Raw genomic sequence first — 19,043 nt, 5'->3', positions numbered from 1 at the left:
CGTGCCGGCCGAACCAGCAGAGGAGATGATTGTTCCGTGGATCGGTATCGTCCGGTCGGCGCCTGTCGGGAGTCTGACTTCTGCTCTTGGCCGGGCGATGGATTTTCGGAATTCGGGCGGGAACAACCGGATGGTCCCGCAGTTCGGCGCGTGCAGGAGGAACATGATGCAACATGCTGATAAGATCGCGCTCCGGCGTGTGAAAATGCTGGTCGAGCAATATGTGCTGACCAGGAGCAGGCGATATGATTTCGTGTCGACGGAGTTGGCTTGCAGGGCCATTCGTGAGGTGATGCGCAGCCCGATCGAAGATGCCGAACTGGATCGCATGTTGGCCAGAAGCGCGGCCAGGCAGGGGCTTTCGGTGCGATTCGACCGGATGGAAGCTTGGCAGGCTGCTTCGCCATCTCCCACCGAAGGAGTATCGATATGAGAGCCGTGTTGCTGATGCTGGCACTGGTCTGTCTGGCCGGGTGCAACAATCCCGATCCCGACAAATCCAAAGCGGATACGAACAGTCAGCCGGTCGACAAAAACCCCACAACCGACACGAACCCCACCCCACAAACCACCACCGGCGGAGATCAGCAAGGCACCCAACCGGCCCAGCCGGCATCCCCTAAGCCGGCTGGCGGCTAGCTACCGGCCTAGCCCACCAGACTGGGACCGCCATAGAGCAGTTCATCGTCTGCGGAAACGGCTAACCACTCTGTGTTGTTGTTTTTGCGCAATTCCTAAGGGAAAGCGCACCGCGCTTTTCCCCGGAAAGCCGTACACACTTTTCCTGGATTGCTTTAGTGGCGCGCCGAGCTTCTCGTTCTGGGTTCCCTGGCAACAATTCTGACGGGTACCGATTTGACGGCGGGGACGTGAGCCTTCTTGGCCCGGTGCCACAGAGGAACCAGGGGATTGAGTTCCGGATAATAACCGGCGCAGTTGCCTTCGGGCACGGAGTAGGGGGTGATGCGCAAACCTCGAACCCGCCGCTCCACGCCATCATCGGCATGGGTTTCCAGATCGATTTCCTGCCCGGCGCTCAATCCGAACCGCTGAATGTCGGCCTCGTTCATCAACAGGACCATGCGTGTGCCGTGTATGCCGCGCAGTCTGTCATTGTACCCATAGACGGTGGTATTGAACTGGTCATTGGAGCGCACCGTTATCAGCGTCAGCACATTGTGACCCGAAACATCGATGTCCGGGTCTGTTTCAAGCGTCGTCGGCAGCTTGAAATTGGCTTTCTTGTTCGGCGTCTCCCAGACCCGTTTCGAGGCCTTGATATCGCGGTGAAAGCCTCCCGGCGTCAGGAACCGCTTGTTGAACTCACGAAAATGCTGCGGGTAACAACGCTCGATCTCATCGCGGATAAGGGAATAATCGGCGACCCATTTATCCCACGGGATCGAACTCACCCCCGATACGGTGGCCTTGGCCAGTTCCGCCACGATCTTCGGTTCGGAAAGCAGATGCGGTGAAGCCGGCGGACGCGAACCGAAGGAGCCGTGGATACAGGCGGTGGAGTCCTCCATTGAAACGGTCTGGTCACCGCTCGCCTGATGGTCCCTTTCCAGCCGCGACAGGCAGGGCAGCAGATAGGTCACCGCCCCTGGCAGGAGATGGCTGCGGTTGAGCTTGGTGGCGACTTCGACATGCAGCCCAAGCCGACGCCATGCTTTCTCGATCAGGCCGGTTTCGGGAACGGCGCGAACGAAATTGCCGCCGAGTCCGATGAAGCCGTTCACCGAGCCGGCGATGACGCCCTCGCAGGCCTCGACCGTGTCGAGACCCTTCTCGCGTGGCGGCTCGAAATCATAGAACCGGGCGAACTTGTCGAGCGGGACGAGCTCGGGCTTTTCGGATATGCCGACAGTGCGCTGGCCCTGGACATTGGAATGGCCACGCAGCGGTGAAATGCCGGCGCCGGGCTTTCCCATGTTGCCGCGCATGAGCAGCAGGTTGCATAGCATCTGCACGTTCTCGGTACCGTGCCGGTGCTGTGTCAAACCCATGCCGTAATTGCCGATCACCGCATTGGAGCGGCTGTAGACCTCGGCAACATGTTCGAGATCCGCCTGCGCTATTCCCGAGCGCCTGACGACTTCGTCCCACCTGGCTGCCCGCAGGTAAGCCTCGAATTCGGCAAAACCATCCGTGTGCTCGGCAATGAAATCGACGTCGAGGACGCGCGGATTCCCGTGTTCCCGTGCCGCGTCGTCGAGCGCCAGCACCGCTTTGGCGATGCCGGTCATGGCGGCGATATCGCCGCCGCTGCGGACCTGGAAGAAGTCGCTGGACATCTTCGTGCCGGGCCCCGGCGACAGCATCTCAAGGGGATCTTGCGGATTCTTGAAGCGCTTCAGCCCCCTTTCCGGCAAGGGATTGAAGGTGAACACCGGCACCCCGCGTTGACGAGCCTCTTGCAGCGGATGCAGCAGCCGCGGCGCCGTCACCCCGGTGTTGTGGCCAAAAAAGAACATCATGTCGCACTGGGAGAAGTCCTCGAGCTGCACGGTTCCAACCGGCGAGCCGATCGATTCGGGCAGCCCGACCGAGGTCGATTCGTGGCACATGTTGGAAGAATCGGGCAGGTTCGATGAGCCATAGATACGCGCAAAGAGCTGATACATGAACGAAGCCTCCAACGAGGCCCGGCCGGATGTGTAGAAGACGACCGATTTCGGATCGAGCCGCCGAAGCTCCATCCCGATCTCGAGGAACGCGTCATCCCAGGAAACCGGTTCATAGCGGTCGGTTACGGCATTGTAGCGCAGGGGATCCGTAAGCCTGCCCTGTTTTTCGAGGTCACGATCCGGCCAGTCGAGCAGTTCGGTGACCGTATGTCGTGCGAAGAAATCGGGGCCGCAACGCAGCTTCGTCTGATCCCACATGGTCGCCTTCGCGCCATTTTCGCAGAACTCGAAGGGCCGCGGATCGGCCGGCTTGGCCCATGAACAGGAAACGCACATGTAGCCATCGGCTTTGTTCTGCTTGAGCAGCGTGCTCCATATGCCCGACATCAGCAGGCCTTCGCCGTATGCCTTGCGGACCAATGACCTCAGGGATCCCCATCCGCCTGTGGGATGGTTGTATTTTTTTGTTTCAATACGGTCGGTTACGGCAGGTTTCATCGAGATCGTCCTTGAAGAACCGATACCGAACCTCGCCCGTCACCGATTGTTCCCGCGGCTCCGTGCAGAGTTGGGGTCGAATCTTGCGGGTCGAAGCCGACGCGACCGAGGAGTGATCGCGGCCGGTCGTGGAACTATTTTCGTGATCGGCTGTTCGGCTTGGGAAGGGAGCCTGGCAATGGTGCGACGCAATGCAGTGCTTTCGCTCGTGATAGCCGCCATCATCATCATCGGCTTCCTCATAGGATTTCTCTATGCCGACATGGGCTGGCATACCTCGCCACTGAAGCGGGCGCCTGAACAGAACCGGGGCGGTAACGCGCCGACGGATACTTCGCCAGCCGCGGGTGTCCGGAAAAATCCCCAGGAAAACACCGAAATGCCGGGGCAGCAGTAGCGACCTCGAACGGGATCCCGCGCGAAAGGATGTCATGCTGTCAGATCCTACCGTGCTGATCTTGATGTATTTCCTGCTGCCGGTCTGGTTGGCCGCCGGATTTGCCGACTGGATCTGCCATCGCGCCTCTCACATCGAATCGACGACAGGCGCCAAGGAGTCGTTGATCCACCTTCTGATGTTCGCCGAGGTCGGAATACCTTTGCTGGCCGCCATGTTTCTTGACGTGAATGCTCTCATCATTCTCATCATGATCGTCACCTTCTTCGTCCACGAGGCGACAGCGATGTGGGACGTCAGCTACGCCACCACCGCCCGCACCGTCACGCCGATCGAGCAGCACGTTCACAGCTTCCTGGAGATGATCCCGCTGATGGGGCTGGTCAGCGTCATTTCCCTCCACTGGGGACAGTTCCTCGCCTTGTTCGGGGCGGGGACGGAAACCGCGCGCTTCGAACTTGTCTGGAAATCGGAGCAGCTGCCGGTGACCTACATTGCCTGCGTGATGGCCGTGATCCTGATTTTCGAACTGCTTCCCTATCTGGAAGAGCTCGTCAGGGGATTGCGGGCCAATGCCGGGAAACTGATCCCGTCGAAGGCCAGGCGAGGGGATCCGGGCCAGACGACATTGCGTTGACGTGATCGCGCAGCGACACTCCTCCGGCCACTGGCATCGGAATCCAGCCGGTCTGCAATGCCAGGATCGTTGTGCGGAACATTTCTGTCGGGCGAGCCATTGAGAGAGCGGGCATGGCAGCGATGGGGAGTGCGACGATGGGATTTCTATCCGACCTCGACAAGAAATTGACGGACAATGTCTACGAACATGGCAGCCAGCTCACCGATTCCGCCGCGGATCTCCCGCAGACGGTCGGCGAAATTGTCGAACGGCTGATGCCTTTCGTCCAACCTGAGGCGCGCGAGACGGTCAAGGCTCAGATTCTGGGCCTGATCCACGAGTACAAAGCCGAGCGCACCCGGAGCGCCGCCGAGCAGGATCATCCAGACTGAACTACCCGTTCTGGTCTATCGCGTGAGGCGCCGGCTGGCTGCCGCCCCCGCTGCCCGATGTATCGCGCCCGAACCATATCCAAGCCGCGACAAGCACAATCACCACGATGGCTATCCAGGCAATGAGACGGGGCATCGAGGGGTCCTTCCCTGCCAGTCGATCGTTCGGGCGGCGCGGCGATCAGGATGGAAGTCGAACCGCCCGACTCCTCGTTAATCCGATTGCCGATCCTTTGTTCCGCTCGAGCTGGTCCCCGTCGCTGCCGCTTGGCACCTGCCGCGGCCGACAGACTTGCACTCCGTGCTGGGCTCGATCGTGGCCTCGGTTGACGGGGAGGGCGGGCGCGCTAGATCAAAACTTACGCCGAACATGGTTTTCGTTGGTGGGGGAGGTCATTCGTGTGGCGGGTCCAACGCCGGATCTAATTCTTAGCGGCCGTCGCCTTGGCCGCAACAGCGCATGCCTGCTGTTGCTCATGGCCATGTCGACCGCGTGCTCGTCCTCGGACCAGATCGAACAGCAATCCCGAACTGCCGCCTCGACGGCGCAGACCGTATCAATGACGCTTGATGCCTGGGCGGCGGGAGCTGCCCCTTCCAAATATGCTTCGGGCACGCTGCAATCGGCCGGCACGACACTGGCCGATATCGACGCGAAGATCCGATCGGCCACTACGGCTGAACCTGCCGAGCAGGCTGCGTTGGCGGAGGCGGTCAAGGACCTGTCGATCGCGGTGAACCGCGCCCAGGCGGGAGTGCAAGCGGACCGCCGCCCGCAAGTGCAGGAGGCTCAGGAAGATATTCGGACGGCCACGCGCTCCCTGGCCGCCGCTTACTTCAGATATTTCGCGCCGAAGCCATGAAGAAGCTCCTGGAAATATCGCTGGGCATCGTCACCAGTGTTGGCGGCTTCCTGGAAGTCGGATCGATGGCGACGGCAGCCCAGGCAGGTGCGACCTTCGGGTTTCAGCTGATCTGGGCGGTGGTTCTCGGCACCATCTGCATCATTTTTCTGGTCGAGATGGCCGGCCGGTTTGCCGCCGTGAGCCATCACACGATCTCTGACGGGATCCGGGAACGATTTGGCTTCAACGTTTCGCTATGGCCATTGCTTGCCGCCCTGCTGGTCAATTTCATGGTGCTGTCCGCCGAGATCGGTGGTGTTGCCATCGCGCTCGAACTTGCCACCGGCATTGGCTTTCAATGGTGGGCTTTACCCGTGGCTTTGATGGCATGGCTGTTGCTGTGGAAAGGCACGTTCGGGCTGATCGAGAAAGGCGTGTCGATACTCGGCCTCGTGACGCTGTGCTTCGTGGTCGCAGCGATGATGCTGAAGCCCGATTGGACAGCTGTCGCGTCCGGCGCGGTGCCTACACTGCCGACCCATGATGCGGCGAGTTACTGGTTCATGGCGGTCAGCATCCTTGGCGCTTCGATATCGCCTTACCTGTTCATGTTCTATTCCTCGGGGGCGATCGAGGACCAGTGGGACAGAAGCTATCTCGGAACCAATCGGGCCATCGCCGGACTGGGCATGGCCTTTGGCGGCACCATTTCGATCGGCGTCTTGATGGTGGCCGCGCTCGTGCTTGCAACGCACGGCATCGATCAGGTCGACGACTATCATCAATTACCGTTGATGCTGATCCCGATATTCGGCTTCTGGGGGTTCGTCCTGTTCGTTGCCTCGCTCGCCATCGCTTGCTTCGGCGCCGCACTCGAGGTTGGGCTGCAACAGGCTTATCTGGTGGCGCAAGGGTTTGGATGGAACTGGGGCGAAAACCTCAAGCCACGCGACGATCCTGGCTTCAGTGCCGTCTACACGGTATCATTGTTTCTGGCCGCCATCCCCATCATGCTTGGGCTCGATCCGCTGAAGCTCACCATTTTTTCCATGGCGCTGACCGCCGCCAGCCTGCCGCTGACGGTAATTCCTTTCCTTTTCCTGCTGAACGACAAGCGCTATGTCGGCGAGCACCGCAACGGCATTGTCTCGAATGCCGCGGTGATCTTCATCATCGGGCTTGGTTTCGTGCTCGCCGTGGTGACCATTCCCCTGCAGATATTCGGAGGCACGTGATGGATTTGCTGCGCGACATCCTCGACAAGCAGATCGTCGACCGCGAACAGGTCAAGATCGGCAAGATCGACGGGCTGGTGGCGGAGTTGCGGCCGGGCAAGCCGCCGAGGATCATCGCGGTCGAGCTCGGCTCCGTCACCTTGGCGCGTCGCCTCGGCGTACGGCCAGGGCGTTGGATGACGCAGCTCGCGGCAGCGTGGGGCGGCAAACGCCATCGCAAGCCGCACCGGATCGCCTGGAAGAAGGTCCAGGACATAGGCGTCGACATCCAGTTCGATATCGATGTGCGCGAAACCTCGATCTTCGCCTGGCAGGACTGGCTGCGCGACCATGTCATCGGACGCATTCCGGGAGCTTGATGATGTCCACCGTCAACCTCGAACATCTGGCCGGACGACGCGTTCTCTCGCGGCAAGGCGAAAGCATCGGCTATATCGAGGAGATACGAGCCGAACCGGCCGGCGACGACTTCGTCGTTACCGAATTCCATGTCGGTATCTACGCCGCTTTCGAGCGTCTCTCGGCCTCGACCATCGGTACGGCGGTGCTGGATTTCTTCCGGCTGCGCCGTCGCGACGGCCTGTACCGTATTCCCTGGGACAAGCTCGACATCTCCGATCCTGCACGGCCGAGGCTGCTGTGTTCGACAACGGAACTTTCCGGCATGAAGGGCGCGCCCGAATTTCATCCACGAGCGAGGCAGGATCGATGACGACCCAGGCGGACGGCCGCGCGAAAAGTGCTCGAACTCAGCCAAGGGTTATCTGATGCTGTCTGCACTCAGGATGATGCGCCTTACCGCAGCAGGCTGGCTGCCAGGAACACCGCGGCCGCTATCAGTACGACGGCCGCAATCACCATTAGCGGCCAGTTGCTGCGGGGCTGCAGTTCGGGCTCGTTCTCCACCGGCCGCATCGCGTTGGCGAAGCTGGCATCGTTTTCGAATTTTGGCCGGAGAGAACGCTGCGGACCTGCTTCAGTGACCGGGTTCTGCGTGTCCGCCGCCTCGGCGTCGGTCTCGAACGGGGCAACTGCAGGATCGAATCCGGGCGTTTTGTCCCGTGTGGCTCCGGCCTGAACTTCTCCCCTGGCTGCGGCAGGTGTGGAATTTGAAATCTTGGCCATGAACTCTCCTCGGAACCCAATTCGGCAAGTTCGCTCGGTCGACAGATTGACGCTCATGGGTCGCATTTAAAATCAAATCTCGCAGCCGCCGATTTGTTCCGCGCCGCGGTCCCGATGTTGAAGGTCTCCTGGCCGGCTGTGGGGCCTGTCCGAAGGCGCTTGCAGCGCATCGCACGGCGCCGGAACAAAGCCCATCCTGGCTTGTTAGGGCGCATCGTAAGTTCGCGCATCGACAAGGACAAAGCCAATGAAAACGCGACACCTTCTTGCCTCGCTCGCCGCTGCTTCCATGCTTATCGCAATGCCTGCTTTGGCTGCTGCCGACAGCGCCCAGGATTTCGTCGACAAGGCCGCCGTCGGCGGCAAGTTCGAAGTCGACTCAAGCAAGATTGCCCAGGACAAGGCCCAGGATCAAAGCATCAAGAATTTCGCGCAGACGATGATCCGGGACCACGGCGCGGCCAACGCCAAGCTGGAAACGATTGCCGGCGAACAGAAGTTGAAGATGCCGACGGCGCTCGATGCGCAGCATCAGGCCGATCTGGATAAGCTCCAGAACGCACAGCCGCCAATCGATCCGGCCTATGTGGACATGCAGCGCAAGGCGCACGCCGATGCCGTCAATCTGTTTGAAAGCTACGCCCGCGACGGCGACAACGCGGCCCTCAAGACGTTCGCCCAGCAGACGGTCGATACGTTGAAGATGCATCGGCAGATGATCGAAAAGATCGCCGCCGGCCAGGACTCCATCACGGGAGCGACAACGCCCGCTGTGAAAACCACGAACACGCCCAATGCCGCGGCCCTGGTGCCCGGCGCAAACAGTTTCACCGAGACCCAGGCAAAGAGCCGCATCGAGGATGCCGGCTATTCCAATGTGTCGAAGCTTGCCAAGGACGATCAAGGCATCTGGCGCGGCCAGGCGACCAAGTCAGGCCAAAGTGTCGCCGTCGGGCTCGACTATCAGGGCAACGTCGTCGCCGACAGCAAATGAGCCCGATCAGGAGATATCAAAATGAAAACCGTAACTGCACTGTTCGACAACTATGACGACGCAGCCGACGCGGTCGGCGAACTGGAAGCGTCCGGAGTGCCACATTCCGATATCAGCATCATCGCCAACAACTCGGATGGCTGGTACGAGAGAGATCGTTCCGAAGCCGCTGAAGATGCCGCGAGCGGTGCAGGGATAGGGGCCGTGGTCGGTGGCGCCGGCGGTTTGCTGACAGGGTTGGGCGTCATGGCCGTTCCGGGCGTCGGACCTGTGGTTGCGGCCGGATGGCTTGCCGCTACCGCCACCGGGGCGGTTGCCGGCGCGGTGGCTGGTGGTGCGGCGGGCGGTATCATTGGCGCTCTGACGGATTCGGGCGTTTCCGAAAACGATGCAAATGTCTATGCAGAGGGCGTACGTCGTGGCGGTACGCTGGTGACGGCCAAGGTGGACGATGGGCTTGTTCCGGAAGCCGAGGACATTCTGGGTCAGTCCAGCTCGGTTGACGTGATGGAACGCCGCAGGGCTTACGAGGCGGATGGCTGGACCGGCTTTGACGTCAACGCGGGCGACTATGTCCCTGAGCGCGACGGCGGCAGGGCAATAAACCGGCCCTGAAGAACAAGCCTGCCAGGGCGGCGGGGCACTTTGCAGCCAGGCCGGCGTGGGTGCCTCGCCCGAAATTTGATCTTCGGGACATGTGCGAGGGATGTTTGGACCGCTGATCGAGTTTGCTGTGGGCCACAGTAGCTACAATCAATCCTTGTCCTGATGATAGAGCCGATCGGTGGCTCGATCGCTTTCTCTGCGTTCTGCGGGACCGCGGCGACGTCGAGTGACAATGACGTAGGCCAGCAATACGAGCAGCAACAATGGCCCGCCGGCGACGACGATCAACCACATGACGCTTTCAAACATGGGACGTCTCCTTTCCCTCACAACCGGCAAGGAGAAGAACCGTTCCGCGCGTGGACGACGGCGCCCGGATCAATCTGCCTTCAATTACCGGCCACGTTCGTAGGTTCCGACGAGTTCTGCCTGCTCCAGCAAATGTTTTTGCGCCTCCTGCCAGATACGCTCCACGCCCGTGCTTGCGGGGATAGCAAGGTTCGGCGTGTCGAGCGCCGCCAGCCGGAAGTGGTAGTGATGGACACCGTGGCCCGCAGGCGGTTCAGGGCCGTCGTAATAGGCGTTACCGAAATCGTTCCGCGCTTGCCTGAGGGCCTGTGGACCCGGTCTGCCGCTTTCCGCTTCGGGCAACTCCTGCACCTCCGGCGAAATATTGAACACCCCCCAATGGCCGAACATTCCGCTCGGCGCGTCGGGATCCTGGACGACAAGGACGAGGCTCTTTGTGCCGTCCGGTACCCCGGCCCACTTCAGAGGCGGAGATACGTTCTTGCCGTCACGAGTATAGGCTTCGGGGATCTCTCCGCCGTCGGCAAAGGCGGGGCTACTGAGCGTCAGGGGCATGGTTCGCACTCCTTTCGAGGAACATTCGATCGCATCACCGCCGCATCGCAAAGCGTGCCGGAATTGTTTGCGGTCATCGAATTGCTTGCGAGCACGTTCCGGCGCGGCTCAAGCGCGCTGCGGCTCGAAAGGATCCTAAGATCCCGTCATAAGCGGCTTGAGGACGAATATGGCCAAGAGGCCAATAAAAAACACGGCGGCGATCACGACACTCCAGGTGATGAGCTTTCCGGTACCGCGTTGCTCTTCCTCGCGAGACAGGTCTTCCGGCATTTCGCGGATCCTCCTGTAAGGTTCGATGATTTGACAACCTGTTTTGTCGAGGCAGGTTCCCGGCAGCCAAATCCAGAGCAGGACCCGCAGTTCAACTCGAACGCACCCCGCTCTGGACAGGAAGGCTGCCGGGCGCCTAGCGCCGCGCCGCCCCGCGGCTAAGCGGCTTTCTCAAGAGCGCGCTCATTGACCCCGCCTTCGCCTAAGCCTGTAAGCGCTTCATCGGTTGCCACTTCCTCTTTGAGCGTCTCGTTCAGGAGCTTGACCGCGTCGCTTTTGCCAAGCTGTTCAGCCCACGCGATCAACGTGCCGTAACGTGCGATTTCATAGTGCTCGACCGCCTGTGCCGCTCCGACCAGTCCTGCATCCAATGCTGGGTCGCCCTTATAGTCGTCGAGAATCTCCGACCCCTCTTCGAGAATGCCGTCGATTGCCGGACAGGTCTTGCCGCGGGCTGGCTTGTCCATCAGATCGAACACCTGTTCGAGGCGGTCGACCTGGCCTTCGGTTTCCACGCGATGTTTCTCGAACGCCGCCGCGACCTCCTCGGACTCGGCACCCTTGGCCATCTTGGGCAGCGCCTTTAGTATTTTCTTTTCGGCGTAATAAATATCCTTCAGCCCGTCGAGGAACAGGGCTTCCAGCCCTTTCGTCGCCGCCTTCTTCGCAGTCGCCATGTTTTCGTCTCCCTAAGGTTGTCATGAAAGCTCCACCACCGGTGTAGCTTTCCATAACCTTGAACACGGGCCGTTGTTCCCGCCGGATCGAGACAAAGACAAGGACGGCCGTATCTCACACGATCGCACTGTCCCAGCCGCCATAGTGCGCATCGCTTGACGCTGGCTGCGGTCCAGCTACCTCTCACCAGCCGGCTGGAGAGAGTGCGTAGCGGGTTTTCGACCTTCTAGGTTCGGCCCGCACGCGTGCTGGCGGCCTTCTGCGCTGCTTTCTTTCTTCCGGCAGCACCCTTGGTGCGGACCGCCTTGCGTGCGGCGGCGGACCGGCCTGCAGTGCCCTTCGTCTCCGAGGCTTTCTTGGCTGCGGCCGAGCGCTCCTCGGCCGTCCGGCGCGACGCCGCCTGCTTGGTCTGTCTTGAAAGCGCCTCATGGGATGCCGTGTTCTTCGGCTCGTGCTCGAGAACCTCGGAAACGGCCTTCGAGACCTTGGGGCTGCGTTTTGGCTTACGTTCGCCCTGGCCAACTTCATAGGCGTATTCGGCGCTCTTGCGGGTGCTCTCCTTGACGCTTCGTTTCTTGGGCGGAGGCAGGTCGATGCCTGCGCGGCGCGCCTCCGAAAGACCGATGGCGATCGCCTGCTTGGTCGAGCGCGCGCCGTGCTTGCCGCGACGGACCTTCTCGATCTCGTCATGCACGAATTCGCCGGCCTGCGTGGTGGGCGATTTGCCTTCGCGCTTGTCTTTTTTCGCTTTCTCGATGGTTCTCTTATCCGGCATCGCTTTCTCCTTGTTGGATATAGCGCGACAGATGGCGGTGCGACGTCGCGACCTCCAGAAAACCCAACGCATCGATGGCGCGAATGATCCGGAGGAAAAGAGACTTTCTCCGGCGAGGATCTACGGGCCGGCCGGACGCCACGAGAGCGCCGACGTCGTCGTGAGGCAGAGCGCGGCAAATACAATCGCAGTATTTGCCGCATGGGAATATTCCCATTGCTGCCTGAGCGCTTCCCAGTTTGCAGGAACTATCGTCCAGTTCTGCGTCGCCTGGTTGGCAGGCAGCGTCCAGACAACGAAGATCGCGAGCATGATCGCGAAACACAGCGCCGCAAGCAGGGCGAGCCAAAAGGGCCAAGCCTGTGAGCGCACGGAGATCGCCAACAATGCGTTCACGATCAGCGCGGCAGGCCAGAGCAACCCGAGGATCGCCCATCCGTAATAGATACCTTGGACGGTGAAATATTCCGGCTGCGGCAGAGATATCTTGTTGGGAAGAGCGGCGAGATGGGCCCCTGCCGGGATGAGCGCGAGGGCCGAAATGACAATGGCGAGAAATTGCAGAACCCTGACTGTCATGGAAACTTCTCCGCGGAATGATTTTTAACGCGCCGACGACCCAATCGATCTGGCTCTCTGATGAGGCGATGGCGTTGGCGCCGGCGTCACGCGGGCAGTTGGCGCAGGAACCATTGAATCGCGAGGTCCGCGACTTTTTCCAGCGCGCCGGGCTCCTCGAACAGGTGCGTCGCCGCCGGAACGATGGCGAGCTCCTTTTCACACCGCAGCGCCGCGAACGCCGAACGGTTGAGCGCGATCACCTGCGTGTCTGCGCCGCCGACCACGAGCAGCGTTGGTGCCCGGACGCGGGGCAGGGCAGGTGCCGCAAGATCCGGACGCCCGCCGCGCGAGACGACGGCGGCCGCCCGATCCGGACGTTCGGCCGCAGCTATCAGCGCCGCGGCAGCCCCTGTGCTCGCGCCGAAATAACCGACGCGCAGCGCCGACGTTTCCTCGGACATGTGCAGCCAGTCGGTAACCTGAACCAGTCGATCGGCGAGCAAGCGGATGTCGAACCGCAACTCGGCGGTAATCTGGTCGATACGTTCCTCTTCGGTCGTCAACAGGTCGATGAGCAACGTGGCGAGTTCCGCCTCGTTCAACCGTCCGGCCACATAGCGGTTGCGCGGGCTGTGCCGGCTGCTGCCGCTGCCGTGAGCGAAGAGGACGAGCCCACGGGCTTCCTGCGGCAGCGACAGGTTGCCCGCGAGCATTGCGCCGCCGGCGGGAACCTGCACGGCCTTCTCGTTTGTCTTCAGGACTGAGACCATGGCGATCTCCATCTCAACTGGATCGGTCCCTAAACCCCGAACGGATAGGTCTCCGCGAGCTCGCCGGCGTCCCATTGCGAGCTGCGCTCCAGCGGCTCAACCGCCCGCGTCTCGTCGAAATGCAGCAGCATGTCGAATTGCGCGGCAAGGTCGGCATGGAAGTAGTGGCTGGCCCGTTCGGTCTCAGGCCGGTAGATGACGCCGATCGCGCGCTCCAGGAGCCGTCGCGGCAGGGCTTCGCCGTCGCCGCGCAGATCGAGCTGGAAGCGATCAGCCGGGACTGCATGCAGCAGCGCCTCATAGCTGCGCGCCAAGGCAGGCCGGACAACCTTGCGCTCGGCCGGACCGTCCCAGTTCGATGCCGCCGTCACCGTTCCTTGATACGTCGTGAAGCCGACGAGGAAGGCGTCGCGCTGATGCTTTTCGCGGATAAGCTGTCCGAGGTTGATTTCGCCATGCAGGCTCCTGTCCGTCGCCCTGGCGTCGCCGAGATGGGAGTTATGCGCCCAAACCACGATCTTCGGCGGCCGCCCGAGCCGGCCGAGATGAGCGGTGAGAGCTTCGAACGTCTCGGCCATGTGCCGGTCACGCAGGTTCCAGGTCGATTCGGGCGCCAGGAACATGGCGCGATAATAGGCCTCCGCATTCTTCACCAGGCGGGCGTTTTGCTGCGCCGCGAAGAGTTCGTCCGCGATGGCGCCTTCGCGCGGCTCGGCCTTCGCCGGGCGCCGCTTCAGCATCTCGACCAGCTGTGCGACCACAGCCTCCTGGCAAGATTTATCGACCTCATTGCCGGCTATGAAGCCATAAGCCTGCGGGTCAGGGCCGAAATGGTCGAAACAGGCATAGCGGCGACGCGCGATCTCCGCCGCGGCCGGGTCGGCCTTTTCGAGATAGCGCAGCACAGCCTTCATCGCGCCATGCAGGGCATAGAGGTCGAGGCCGTAGAACCCGGCTTTCGGATTGCCCTTGCCGGGCGCTTCATTGTGCCGGCGCAGCCATTCGACAAAATCGACGACGACCCTGTTCCGCCACATCCAGATCGGGAAGCGCCGGAAATCGGCGAGCGCCTCTTCGGCGTCGATATCCTCGCCTGTTCCCTGAACATAGCGGTTGACCCGGTATGTGTCGGGCCAGTCGGCTTCGACAGCGACGGCGGCAAAACCCTGCTCCTCGATCAGCCGCCGCGTGATCCGCGCGCGCTCCTGATAGAATTCGTGTGTGCCGTGCGAAGCTTCACCGAGCAACACGAAGCGCGCCTCGCCGATCGCCGCCAAGAGCTCGTCGTAGTCTCGCGCGTCTCCGGAGAGCCGAACGACGTGCTTGTGCAATCGGTTTGCCGTATTCTGCGGCGCATCGCGGCCGGACGGTGCGGTTGGTCGCCCCGCCTTGGCGAGAAGGGCGCGGACCTCGTCGTCGCTGGTTTGGGAGAAATCTTCATACCAGCGCCCGACGCCGATGAGCGGCTGCGGCGTCGTCGCACAGACGACCTCGTCGGCCTCGCTCTCCATCGCCTCGCAGGTGTCGGGACTGCCGACCGGAACGGCCGCAACGATACGGGCAGGCCGCTTTCCGCGCAGCGCCCTGACCGCCGCGCGCATGGTCGACCCAGTGGCGAGCCCATCGTCCACGAGAATGACGATTCGATCCTCCACAAGGAGCGGTACCCGCTCGCCGCGATAGAGGTGCTCGCGGCGTAAAAGCTCCCTCTCCTCGCTGGCAGTGACCGCATCGATGACGTGGGCCGGCACAGCGAGGCCTTCCACGATCTCGTCGTTCAGGACGCGTACGCCGGAGGTCGCGATTGCGCCCATGGCCAACTCTTCGTAACCGGGAACGCCGAGCTTGCGTACGACGAAAACGTCGAGCGGTGCCTTCAATGCCTGTGCGACTTCGTAGGCGACAGGCACGCCGCCGCGCGGCAGCGCCAGCACGGTGACATCATCGCGCGCTGCGAAGTGGCCGAGCTTATCAGCGAGAACGCGTCCTGCCTCGCGACGATCCGAAAAGACAATAGTCATGATCTCAAGCCCAATATTTGCGTCGCGCCCACCCTTTGGAGTCCCGCTGCAAGGCTTTGATTGGCCGAGGCCACACGGGGCGGCAAGGCGTGGCGCAGGCACATCATTGGCGTGTTCGTCGCCAAGAGTTCGAGCGGCGGGCATTCCCAAGCCATCCCCCACTGCGCCGATGCTCGGAAACGGCCTAATCCCCCAAGGGTTCCGTGTCGCTCCGGTGCGGCTAGTCCGGATCGCTCCAAAAGCGTTGCCTTTGTTTCCGGAGGGAACAAAGCGGCCTGCCGGAGATTGGGGCACGCAGGAGGAGTTTCCAATGGACAAGGAAGAACTCATAAAGCGACGAGCCTACGAGATCTGGGAGCGCGAAGGCCGCCCGCCGGGCCGAGAGCAGGAGCATTGGGACCAGGCCGTGCAGGAAATAGAGGCGGAAGGATCGGAAGCCGAGCGCGGTCCGGTGGTGCCCGATCCGACCATCGGCAGCGGGTCGGAGCCTCGAAGCTCCTGAAGCGACGTCACTTGCCGCCAAGGAGGAAAAATGCGTCGACCGACTGTTCATTCCGTCGACGCATTCGAGATGGCGTCTCGGTCAACGTCCGAGCAGCGCCCTGAGCCTGGCGAAGATATTGAAACCTTCGCCCATGGCGGCGCGCACGCGAACGGCGACCCACCCGGCTTTCATGGTCGCACCGACGTGGCAATCGCAGACGATGTTGTGCAACTGCCAGTTGGACAGTTCGAAAAAGCGCTTTGCCTCGCCATAGGTGTCGCCTTCCAGACCCTGCGCCCGCAGTATCGGATCTTCGAACGCGACGCTGATGGGGGATTGCACGCAGTAGGCGTTTTCGCGCATGTCGGGGCTCATATATTCGGTGCCCGGAAGCGCTCCGAGGCGCCGTTCAGGATGACGCTCAAGAAGACTTGCCCAGCGCTCCAGGCGTTGGTTCCGCGTCATTGTCGGGCACACCGTATCAACTTCCGCGATTGCGTGTAGTTGTTCGAGTGTATGGGACTTCATGGTCAGCTCCTGTTGATCCAGGTTCCTCCCGCTTCAAGGTGAGTCGCGAGATCACGACAGCGCGCTCGCCGTCGCCGCGCTCCGAACTCTTTGTTGTCGCTGAAGTTCCATCATTTTGAGAATTTGAAGGCTGGTGCGGCGGCAACTCGGCAAACCCCAGGGCCGTTGCGCCACCTCGGTCGGTGCTGGGTCAGCCCCTTCCAACTCCACGCTCCTGGCCCCGGCCGCCTTTCGGCGCAGGAGTGTCGGTGTTCAATGCTGGAGATCGTCGGGCGGCTCCTCCAGGCTCCTGCTGGGGTGAATTTCGTTCGAGAGGGGGATATCCATCGTGCAGATCACCTCGGCATCGGTGAAGCGCAGCGAGCCAGCTCCGCCGATCTCATAGGGCACCACCTTTTCGATCAGCTCGGATCCGAAGCCGCGTCGCGCAGGTATTGCTGCCGGACCATGCAGGTCCTCGATCCAGCGGATCTTCAGCTCCTGTCTGGCGGGCGTGCCACCCACTTTCCAGCTTACGCTGATTGATTTGTCGGCTGCCGACAGCGCGCCATATTTCATCGAGTTGGTGGCGAGTTCGTGGAACGCCAGGCCCAAGGTCTCCGCCGTCTTTCCGGACAAGGAAATATCCGGGCCATCTATGGTGAACTGATCTTCCGTCCGGCCGCCTTGGGACGCAAGCTCGTCAAGGACAAGCATGTCAAGCTGCACGGTGGCCGAGGCCGATCGCATCAGCACATTGTGCGTGCGTGCGAGCGCATTGATGCGGCCCTCGAGGTGAAAGGCGTAGTCCTCGACATTGTCGCTGTTTTCAACCGACCGGCGAGCGATCGAACGGACAATGCTCAACGTGTTGCGAACGCGGTGCTGCAATTCGGCGGCAAATGCCTTCGTCGCCTGGAGGCGGTCGCGTGTGACCTGGAGTTCGGCTTCGAGCCGGGCGATATGATCGTCACGTTCGTCCATCTGTTCATCGACATGGCTGAGCCGCATCGACGCGGAAGCATCGCGTTCTTCGGTGGACACACCTTGCGGACGGGAGAATGTACCCGTGACGTCTTTCTTGGGAGGTCTTTTTCCAGCCACCTGTCAGTCTTTCAACCGTTCCTCGATCATGCGCGGTGCCAAGCGCATCGTCTCGTCGGCCTTTGGCTCGCGTTCACGCGCCCAGGATTGGCTTTCGTGCCGCCGCGCGCGGTTTTCAGCCGGCGAAAATGATACCGTCGAGCCGGCAGGAGCATTAATGCCGCCGCTGTCGGCGGAAATATGGAGGGCGATCGCAGCGGCCAACTCCCCAGCGGATCGATCGTACCTGCCGATCCGCCGATCAAATCGCGCTTGGCCATCGCTCGCTACCGCTTCCGGTCACGCCGAACCGGCAGAAGCCGGCCAGGTTCCCTATGAAGTTTCATTTTGCGCTCCACTCGATGAGCCCGTGCCTGATCATGCAAAAGGCTCCCTGACGTCCAACAGATGAAGGTAATCAGGATTGAAAAAGGCCGCCGCCTCCAGTTTCGCCAGGTTCTTGATCGTTACAGTGCCGTTGTTGAACGAAATGAGGCCGTCGCGCCTGAGATCCTGAAGCGTACGGTTTATGTGCACGTTCGAAAGACCGAGCGTATCGCCCAGGGTCGCCTGGGTTACCGGTAGGGGATAGCTCTTGCCGGCCGTTTCACCAATTGCGTGAAGCCTGTGGAACAGCTCGCAAAAAAGGTGAGCCATCCGCTCATAAGCAGTCCGCTGGCCGATGTTGACGACCCATTCGCGGGTGATCGCCTCGTCGAGCAGCGTGGTCCACCAGAGCGCACGCGTAAGATTGGGATAGCTGTTGGTGAAGCCGAGGATGGCGCTCTGCGGGATCGCCGCAACCTTGGAGCGGCTGAGAGCACCGATCGAGTGGTCCATGCGCCGCAGCAGGAACACGTGAAGATCGCAAAGGTCGCCCGGCACCAAATAGGCAAGGATCTGTCGCCGACCGTCTTCGAGAATCTTGTAACGGCAGGCAAATCCTTCGAGCAGCAGGTTGACCCCGCCTGTCCTGTCGCCCCTTTGGATGACGTCATCGCCGGCGGCGAATTCGGCGACCTTTGTTGTCGCGCTCTCGATGGCGTCGCATTCTTCCACGGACAGGACCGTGAAATTGGACAGCTTGCGGATAAGCGGGTGCCGCGCGGTCTTCGCTCTCAGGCCAACCGCCGGCTCGCTTCTCTCGTTCATCGCGTATCGTGTGCCGTCGCGGCAACGAACTCGACAATGCTGCCGAATTCCAGAGGCTTTTCAAATCGCCTGATCCCGCCGAGCTCTGCTGGAATGGCCGTCTGATCATAGCCGGTGGCGAAGGCGATCGGAACGCCTTTCGCCAACGACTCGCGGGCAATCTCGAATGTCTGCTCGCCGCGCAAGTTGATATCGAGAATCGCAAAATCGCATTGACCGCTGTTCAGCAATTCGATTGCGGGCTCGACCGTGGCGACCGGGCCGAGCACTGTCGCCCCTTGTGTGACCAGAGCCTTACGCAGGTCATCGGCGAGAAAATATTCGTCTTCCACGATCAAAACGCGAATCCCGCCCAGAAAGGCTGATTTCGCCGCTTCCCCGTCCATGGTGCAAGCACTCTCCCTTTGCGGCGGCCATCACTTGGGACACTACACCGCAACCCGCTGCACTCCCAGTTATATTTCCACCGATGCAGCGGAGGTGAACTCCAAAGCCACCGCCAGCCCCTATTCCTGAATCGACATCTTTTTCGTC

At 61.4% G+C, this 19,043-nt stretch carries 25 protein-coding genes; 10 read left to right on the top strand and 15 right to left on the bottom strand.

The window, feature by feature from the left end; all coding sequences use genetic code 11:
* Positions 1–794 precede the first annotated feature (794 nt).
* The gene (locus LB547_RS21210; protein ID WP_140525124.1) at positions 795–3,128 is read right to left on the bottom strand and encodes an FdhF/YdeP family oxidoreductase; all 2,334 of its coding nucleotides are present in this window, start codon (positions 3,126–3,128) and stop codon (positions 795–797) included.
* Positions 3,129–3,306: 178 nt separating this feature from the next.
* Here LB547_RS21210 and LB547_RS21205 point away from each other — a divergent pair, with 178 nt between their 5' ends.
* The 7 genes from LB547_RS21205 (at position 3,307) to LB547_RS21175 (ending at position 7,328) form a co-directional block, all read left to right on the top strand.
* Positions 3,307–3,525 carry a hypothetical protein gene (locus LB547_RS21205; RefSeq protein ID WP_140497436.1) on the top strand — a complete coding sequence of 73 codons (219 nt, stop codon included), beginning with the start codon at positions 3,307–3,309 and terminating at the stop codon, positions 3,523–3,525.
* 34 nt (positions 3,526–3,559) lie between these two features.
* A complete protein-coding gene (locus tag LB547_RS21200) occupies positions 3,560–4,162 on the top strand; it encodes a diguanylate cyclase (protein WP_140525123.1) in 603 nt (200 codons plus the stop codon).
* 137 nt (positions 4,163–4,299) lie between these two features.
* Positions 4,300–4,536 carry a hypothetical protein gene (locus tag LB547_RS21195; RefSeq protein ID WP_140497440.1) on the top strand — a complete coding sequence of 79 codons (237 nt, stop codon included), beginning with the start codon at positions 4,300–4,302 and terminating at the stop codon, positions 4,534–4,536.
* A 476-nt stretch (positions 4,537–5,012) separates the two neighbouring features.
* Positions 5,013–5,399 carry a hypothetical protein gene (locus tag LB547_RS21190; protein ID WP_224647132.1) on the top strand — a complete coding sequence of 129 codons (387 nt, stop codon included), beginning with the start codon at positions 5,013–5,015 and terminating at the stop codon, positions 5,397–5,399.
* Positions 5,396–6,616: an Nramp family divalent metal transporter gene (locus tag LB547_RS21185; protein ID WP_140525122.1), complete on the top strand. Its 1,221-nt coding sequence runs from the start codon at positions 5,396–5,398 to the stop codon at positions 6,614–6,616. The genes LB547_RS21190 and LB547_RS21185 overlap by 4 nt, the downstream gene beginning before the upstream one ends.
* Complete coding sequence (locus tag LB547_RS21180; RefSeq protein WP_140515218.1) at positions 6,616–6,975, top strand: hypothetical protein; 360 nt, start codon at positions 6,616–6,618, stop codon at positions 6,973–6,975. The genes LB547_RS21185 and LB547_RS21180 overlap by 1 nt, the downstream gene beginning before the upstream one ends.
* A 2-nt stretch (positions 6,976–6,977) precedes the next feature.
* Entirely contained in the window at positions 6,978–7,328 is a 351-nt protein-coding gene (locus tag LB547_RS21175) for a hypothetical protein (RefSeq protein ID WP_140525121.1), read from the top strand.
* 83 nt (positions 7,329–7,411) lie between these two features.
* On the opposite strand, the gene LB547_RS21170 is transcribed toward LB547_RS21175, so the two are convergent.
* Positions 7,412–7,741, bottom strand: a complete 330-nt coding sequence (locus LB547_RS21170; RefSeq protein WP_140525120.1) for a hypothetical protein — start codon at positions 7,739–7,741, stop codon at positions 7,412–7,414.
* 247 nt (positions 7,742–7,988) lie between these two features.
* Here LB547_RS21170 and LB547_RS21165 point away from each other — a divergent pair, with 247 nt between their 5' ends.
* Positions 7,989–8,735, top strand: a complete 747-nt coding sequence (locus LB547_RS21165; protein WP_140525119.1) for a DUF4142 domain-containing protein — start codon at positions 7,989–7,991, stop codon at positions 8,733–8,735.
* A 21-nt stretch (positions 8,736–8,756) separates the two neighbouring features.
* Positions 8,757–9,350 (top strand): general stress protein, encoded by a 594-nt coding sequence (locus LB547_RS21160; RefSeq protein ID WP_140497452.1) that lies wholly within the window; start codon positions 8,757–8,759, stop codon positions 9,348–9,350.
* A gap of 138 nt (positions 9,351–9,488) precedes the next feature.
* On the opposite strand, the gene LB547_RS21155 is transcribed toward LB547_RS21160, so the two are convergent.
* The 8 genes from LB547_RS21155 to LB547_RS21120 all read right to left on the bottom strand — a co-directional run bounded on the left by LB547_RS21155 (position 9,489) and on the right by LB547_RS21120 (position 15,283).
* On the bottom strand, positions 9,489–9,650 hold the full coding sequence (locus tag LB547_RS21155; RefSeq protein ID WP_140497454.1) for a hypothetical protein: 162 nt from the start codon (positions 9,648–9,650) through the stop codon (positions 9,489–9,491).
* A gap of 84 nt (positions 9,651–9,734) precedes the next feature.
* The gene (locus LB547_RS21150) at positions 9,735–10,205 is read right to left on the bottom strand and encodes a YbhB/YbcL family Raf kinase inhibitor-like protein (RefSeq protein ID WP_140497456.1); all 471 of its coding nucleotides are present in this window, start codon (positions 10,203–10,205) and stop codon (positions 9,735–9,737) included.
* A gap of 135 nt (positions 10,206–10,340) precedes the next feature.
* Entirely contained in the window at positions 10,341–10,478 is a 138-nt protein-coding gene (locus LB547_RS21145) for a hypothetical protein (RefSeq protein ID WP_181165407.1), read from the bottom strand.
* Positions 10,479–10,636: 158 nt separating this feature from the next.
* Complete coding sequence (locus LB547_RS21140) at positions 10,637–11,155, bottom strand: ferritin-like domain-containing protein (protein WP_140497458.1); 519 nt, start codon at positions 11,153–11,155, stop codon at positions 10,637–10,639.
* 227 nt (positions 11,156–11,382) lie between these two features.
* Positions 11,383–11,931, bottom strand: a complete 549-nt coding sequence (locus LB547_RS21135; protein WP_140763653.1) for a DUF6496 domain-containing protein — start codon at positions 11,929–11,931, stop codon at positions 11,383–11,385.
* A gap of 120 nt (positions 11,932–12,051) precedes the next feature.
* Positions 12,052–12,510: a DUF1772 domain-containing protein gene (locus tag LB547_RS21130; protein WP_140561658.1), complete on the bottom strand. Its 459-nt coding sequence runs from the start codon at positions 12,508–12,510 to the stop codon at positions 12,052–12,054.
* 86 nt (positions 12,511–12,596) lie between these two features.
* Positions 12,597–13,262: a dienelactone hydrolase family protein gene (locus LB547_RS21125; RefSeq protein ID WP_140561656.1), complete on the bottom strand. Its 666-nt coding sequence runs from the start codon at positions 13,260–13,262 to the stop codon at positions 12,597–12,599.
* Between the two features lie 29 nt (positions 13,263–13,291).
* Positions 13,292–15,283, bottom strand: a complete 1,992-nt coding sequence (locus LB547_RS21120; protein WP_224655942.1) for an erythromycin esterase family protein — start codon at positions 15,281–15,283, stop codon at positions 13,292–13,294.
* 310 nt (positions 15,284–15,593) lie between these two features.
* Here LB547_RS21120 and LB547_RS21115 point away from each other — a divergent pair, with 310 nt between their 5' ends.
* Positions 15,594–15,785: a DUF2934 domain-containing protein gene (locus tag LB547_RS21115; protein ID WP_140497466.1), complete on the top strand. Its 192-nt coding sequence runs from the start codon at positions 15,594–15,596 to the stop codon at positions 15,783–15,785.
* Between the two features lie 81 nt (positions 15,786–15,866).
* Here LB547_RS21115 and LB547_RS21110 read toward each other — a convergent pair whose 3' ends face one another.
* The 5 genes from LB547_RS21110 to LB547_RS21090 all read right to left on the bottom strand — a co-directional run bounded on the left by LB547_RS21110 (position 15,867) and on the right by LB547_RS21090 (position 18,895).
* Positions 15,867–16,295 carry a hypothetical protein gene (locus LB547_RS21110; RefSeq protein ID WP_140515225.1) on the bottom strand — a complete coding sequence of 143 codons (429 nt, stop codon included), beginning with the start codon at positions 16,293–16,295 and terminating at the stop codon, positions 15,867–15,869.
* A 252-nt stretch (positions 16,296–16,547) separates the two neighbouring features.
* Positions 16,548–17,378, bottom strand: a complete 831-nt coding sequence (locus LB547_RS21105) for a sensor histidine kinase (RefSeq protein WP_140763650.1) — start codon at positions 17,376–17,378, stop codon at positions 16,548–16,550.
* Between the two features lie 3 nt (positions 17,379–17,381).
* Positions 17,382–17,582 (bottom strand): hypothetical protein, encoded by a 201-nt coding sequence (locus tag LB547_RS21100; protein WP_140763647.1) that lies wholly within the window; start codon positions 17,580–17,582, stop codon positions 17,382–17,384.
* 153 nt (positions 17,583–17,735) lie between these two features.
* Positions 17,736–18,509, bottom strand: coding sequence for a Crp/Fnr family transcriptional regulator (locus LB547_RS21095; protein WP_140497473.1), 774 nt, complete (start codon positions 18,507–18,509; stop codon positions 17,736–17,738).
* Positions 18,506–18,895: a response regulator gene (locus LB547_RS21090; RefSeq protein WP_140655479.1), complete on the bottom strand. Its 390-nt coding sequence runs from the start codon at positions 18,893–18,895 to the stop codon at positions 18,506–18,508. Before LB547_RS21090 ends, LB547_RS21095 begins: the two co-directional genes overlap by 4 nt.
* Between the last annotated feature and the right edge of the window lie 148 nt (positions 18,896–19,043).

The organism is Mesorhizobium sp. B264B1B, from assembly GCF_020165765.1.
Taxonomy (GTDB): Bacteria; Pseudomonadota; Alphaproteobacteria; order Rhizobiales; family Rhizobiaceae; genus Mesorhizobium.
The sequence above is the reverse complement of the archived record's forward strand: the minus strand, read 5'-3'. Positions and strand labels throughout refer to the sequence as shown.

Bases quoted from the DNA above. Each gene is read 5' to 3' on its own strand.
- LB547_RS21210 (WP_140525124.1), bottom strand. From the start codon at position 3,128: ATGAAACCTGCCGTAACCGACCGTATTGAAACAAAAAAATACAACCAT.
- LB547_RS21205 (WP_140497436.1), top strand. From the start codon at position 3,307: ATGGTGCGACGCAATGCAGTGCTTTCGCTCGTGATAGCCGCCATCATC.
- LB547_RS21200 (WP_140525123.1), top strand. From the start codon at position 3,560: ATGCTGTCAGATCCTACCGTGCTGATCTTGATGTATTTCCTGCTGCCG.
- LB547_RS21195 (WP_140497440.1), top strand. From the start codon at position 4,300: ATGGGATTTCTATCCGACCTCGACAAGAAATTGACGGACAATGTCTAC.
- LB547_RS21190 (WP_224647132.1), top strand. From the start codon at position 5,013: ATGGCCATGTCGACCGCGTGCTCGTCCTCGGACCAGATCGAACAGCAA.
- LB547_RS21185 (WP_140525122.1), top strand. From the start codon at position 5,396: ATGAAGAAGCTCCTGGAAATATCGCTGGGCATCGTCACCAGTGTTGGC.
- LB547_RS21180 (WP_140515218.1), top strand. From the start codon at position 6,616: ATGGATTTGCTGCGCGACATCCTCGACAAGCAGATCGTCGACCGCGAA.
- LB547_RS21175 (WP_140525121.1), top strand. From the start codon at position 6,978: ATGTCCACCGTCAACCTCGAACATCTGGCCGGACGACGCGTTCTCTCG.
- LB547_RS21170 (WP_140525120.1), bottom strand. From the start codon at position 7,741: ATGGCCAAGATTTCAAATTCCACACCTGCCGCAGCCAGGGGAGAAGTT.
- LB547_RS21165 (WP_140525119.1), top strand. From the start codon at position 7,989: ATGAAAACGCGACACCTTCTTGCCTCGCTCGCCGCTGCTTCCATGCTT.
- LB547_RS21160 (WP_140497452.1), top strand. From the start codon at position 8,757: ATGAAAACCGTAACTGCACTGTTCGACAACTATGACGACGCAGCCGAC.
- LB547_RS21155 (WP_140497454.1), bottom strand. From the start codon at position 9,650: ATGTTTGAAAGCGTCATGTGGTTGATCGTCGTCGCCGGCGGGCCATTG.
- LB547_RS21150 (WP_140497456.1), bottom strand. From the start codon at position 10,205: ATGCCCCTGACGCTCAGTAGCCCCGCCTTTGCCGACGGCGGAGAGATC.
- LB547_RS21145 (WP_181165407.1), bottom strand. From the start codon at position 10,478: ATGCCGGAAGACCTGTCTCGCGAGGAAGAGCAACGCGGTACCGGAAAG.
- LB547_RS21140 (WP_140497458.1), bottom strand. From the start codon at position 11,155: ATGGCGACTGCGAAGAAGGCGGCGACGAAAGGGCTGGAAGCCCTGTTC.
- LB547_RS21135 (WP_140763653.1), bottom strand. From the start codon at position 11,931: ATGCCGGATAAGAGAACCATCGAGAAAGCGAAAAAAGACAAGCGCGAA.
- LB547_RS21130 (WP_140561658.1), bottom strand. From the start codon at position 12,510: ATGACAGTCAGGGTTCTGCAATTTCTCGCCATTGTCATTTCGGCCCTC.
- LB547_RS21125 (WP_140561656.1), bottom strand. From the start codon at position 13,262: ATGGTCTCAGTCCTGAAGACAAACGAGAAGGCCGTGCAGGTTCCCGCC.
- LB547_RS21120 (WP_224655942.1), bottom strand. From the start codon at position 15,283: ATGACTATTGTCTTTTCGGATCGTCGCGAGGCAGGACGCGTTCTCGCT.
- LB547_RS21115 (WP_140497466.1), top strand. From the start codon at position 15,594: ATGGACAAGGAAGAACTCATAAAGCGACGAGCCTACGAGATCTGGGAG.
- LB547_RS21110 (WP_140515225.1), bottom strand. From the start codon at position 16,295: ATGAAGTCCCATACACTCGAACAACTACACGCAATCGCGGAAGTTGAT.
- LB547_RS21095 (WP_140497473.1), bottom strand. From the start codon at position 18,509: ATGAACGAGAGAAGCGAGCCGGCGGTTGGCCTGAGAGCGAAGACCGCG.
- LB547_RS21090 (WP_140655479.1), bottom strand. From the start codon at position 18,895: ATGGACGGGGAAGCGGCGAAATCAGCCTTTCTGGGCGGGATTCGCGTT.